A 3,072-nucleotide genomic window follows, 5' to 3' on the forward strand; every position below is an offset into this window, starting at 1 on the left:
GCGGCCGCCATCGTCGCCTCCGCCAAGGAACGGGGCCTGCCGCTGCGGGACGTCGCCGACTTCGGCTCCGTCACCGGCAAGGGCGTCGTCGGGACGGTCGGCGGGCGCACAGTGTCCCTCGGCAACGCCGCGATGATGCGGGACCAGGGTGTCGCGCTGGGCGACCTGGAAACGCGCGCCGACGACCTCCGGCGCGAGGGCGCCACCGCTCTCTTCGCCGCCATCGACGGCCGGCCCGGTGGCGTGATTGCGGTCGCCGACCCGATCAAGGCAACCACGCCGCACGCGTTGGAGACGCTCAGGAACGACGGCGTGCGGATCGTCATGCTGACCGGCGACAACCGGACCACGGCCGAGGCGGTGGCACGCCGCCTGGGCATCGACGCGGTCGAGGCCGAGGTGCTGCCGGAGGACAAGAATCAGGTCGTGAAGCGGCTGAAGGCGCAGGGCCGGGTGGTGGCGATGGCCGGAGACGGCGTGAACGACGCCCCGGCGCTGGCCGAGGCCGACGTCGGCGTGGCGATGGGCACCGGCACCGAGGTCGCGATCCAGAGCGCTGGGGTGACGCTGGTGAAGGGGGATCTTGCGGGCATCGCACGGGCGCGGACGCTCAGCCGGGCAACGATGCGCAACATCCGGCAGAACTTGTTTCTGGCGTTCATCTACAACGCGCTCGGCGTGCCGGTCGCGGCGGGTGTCTTCTACCCGCTGTTCGGGTGGACGCTGTCGCCGATCATCGCCGCGGCTGCGATGGCCCTGAGTTCGGTGTCGGTGATTGGAAACGCTCTTCGTCTGCGCGGACTTAAGCTCTGATACCGTCTTGCAGAATCACTGACACATGTACGGTGGTCGCGGGGCATCGATCAGATGTGCGGCCTGGAAGAGGCTATGTGTCAGCCTTTATGCACGGCGGTATGATCCGGTGTGTTTGTCGGTCATGCGGCGACCTCGCTCCAGGATTTCTGAAGGTGAGGCTGGGGCGGGGCGTCGAAGCTATACGATCCGGAAACGGAGAGATCGAAAGGCAGTTCCGACTGCCGCCGGGGCTATCCTAACCAGGGGGTTGCACAATGTTGTCTTTGGATCGCCGTGTCTCTTCCTGTCTGCACTCCTTCAGGCGTCTGTGCACGCAATCGGCCGCTCGTGGCAGTTGCTGTTCCCCTTCTCTGTTCTCAGCGCTTCTGGTCACGCTGTTCGACCTGCTTTTCAAGGTCACGCGGAAAGAAAAGCCCCCACCGTCTGTGATTAGCGCCGGCACGGGATCGGATGCTGCCACGTGACGCAAATCCATTGCCGGCAGTCGGCCGGCTTCCTTTTGCAAGCCAACTCAACGGACGGTCCATCCGGGCCGGCCTTGCCGGTTCAGGTCAGAGTCCGCGATATGACGTGGATTGCCTTCATGCCTGATCCGAACCGGGCAATTGACTCGCGATGGTTTTCCAGCTCCCCGTACGGAAGATAGCGGACCTTAAGATCAGCGACGCGGGAGAAGGCTGGACGGGTCAACTGCGCCCGCACCTCCTGCTCGCGTCCGTTCGGCGCGACTAGGAACAGACCTTCCAGCGCATGGGCATCTGTCCCCAACGCCAGATCGAGCATGCGGACGATGCCCGAGTAGATCGAGGTGGAGTGCTCGACCTCGTAGGCGGCGACGATTTGGTTCTGCGCCTGGTCTAGCCACAGCACGTCAATCAGGCGGATGGCGTCGGCGCCGGACATCTGCTCAACAGTATCGGGAAGTTTGTCAAGGCAGCCATCGGCCAGCTTGCCTCCGTCGTAAGGGCGGCTGCTGTCGTTAGCGGCGATCCAGACGCCATAGCCCAACGCCTTGCCCAAGTCGCGCAGCCAGCCCTGGATTTCAGTGTGGGTCCGGTCACCTTCACGCCCAGCGGCCAAGGCCTTTGATGCGTTGGCGCTCTCCTCACGCACCTTGGCGAGATCCAGTTTCCACGCCGCTTGTGCCGAGGCATCGTCTTCTCGAGGTGGTGGAGCGTAGCGGCCGGAGCCAACGTCGAACAATAGCCCGCCGATGGCCCCGAGATCGTTCGACAACAGATCGCGATGCTCGGCATTCAGCGCCAGAATGCCCTGCCGCATAGCCAGAAACTCATCCCAGCGGCCGAGTTTTACCTTGGCACCGGTCATTGCATTGTAACCGTTGACGATGGCCGTGTTGAACGGCGGTATCAGGGTCGGATGCAGGAAATACAGCAGGTTGGCCACGGCAGGGCCAAGGCCCTTGATCTGCTTGGCGTCGATCTGCCGAATGGCGGTGAGGATCTGCGCCTCGGCTTTGCAACAGATGCAGGCGTCGAGCAGACGGCCGAAGGCGCGCTGATTATCGAAGTTTTCGTAAATGTCCGGGATGCGCAGCTTGGGTTTCCACAAAAAGGCGTGGTCCGCACCTTTGAAAATCTGGCGCTGCTCGGCGATGGAATGTACGACTGTCTCCAGCGACGAGCCGCGGTAGACATTTCCGAACGTGGCGGCTTCGATGTCGGCGACCACCTGCTGAATGCCACGGCGGATCGAGCGAAAGTTCTTTACACGCTCCTCCCAGAGAAACCAGGACCGGTAGGTGGCGCCAGGATCGTCTCGCCAACGCTGGACCAGGGTTCTCATAGGCTGGGACACCATGCGCTCCTTCTTTTTCTCCTGTCCAGACTATGACAGCGTCAGGCAGCTCTGCAACTGTTGCGGGCCTACCCATCTATCGGACTTGGACACCCCATGGCGCAAAAATAACTGGTTGCTATAGCCTAGATGTTTCTTTCTCCCAGGAAGAATACACACTCGAGCGGCTTCGGATCACCATGCTGCCGGCACCGCTGGCGGTGGTGGGACATACCCAACAGCCCGGCACGAGCACCGTAATGGGTGAGGCGTGAGCGTAACATCATCATACTTCTGTCAGGCGACACGTCAAACTGGTCCTTCCGCGTTTTTGGTGCAGCGGAATGACTGGAGCGCTTCCGTTCATGCGGCCTCCAGAACCCGATGACGCAGCAGGTCGAACTTGGCGCGGCCGCACATGGTTCGCTTGATGGTCTTCAAGCGGCTGATTTGTCCCTC

At 62.6% G+C, this 3,072-nt stretch carries 2 protein-coding genes; one reads left to right on the forward strand and one right to left on the reverse strand.

The window, feature by feature from the left end; translation table 11 throughout:
- Nucleotides 1-813 (forward strand): HAD-IC family P-type ATPase (locus tag AC1DVI_RS32100; RefSeq protein ID WP_476961427.1); only part of this gene is annotated, 813 nt, incomplete at its 5' end.
- Between the two features lie 549 nt (nt 814-1,362).
- On the opposite strand, the gene AC1DVI_RS32105 is transcribed toward AC1DVI_RS32100, so the two are convergent.
- On the reverse strand, nt 1,363-2,622 hold the full coding sequence (locus AC1DVI_RS32105) for a hypothetical protein (RefSeq protein ID WP_476961428.1): 1,260 nt from the start codon (nt 2,620-2,622) through the stop codon (nt 1,363-1,365).
- Nucleotides 2,623-3,072 lie beyond the last annotated feature (450 nt).

This window comes from Azospirillum sp. P4_B5, from assembly GCF_056402275.1.

Coding starts and splice junctions, on each gene's coding strand:
- AC1DVI_RS32105 (WP_476961428.1), bottom strand. CDS start 2,622: ATGAGAACCCTGGTCCAGCGTTGGCGAGACGATCCTGGCGCCACCTAC.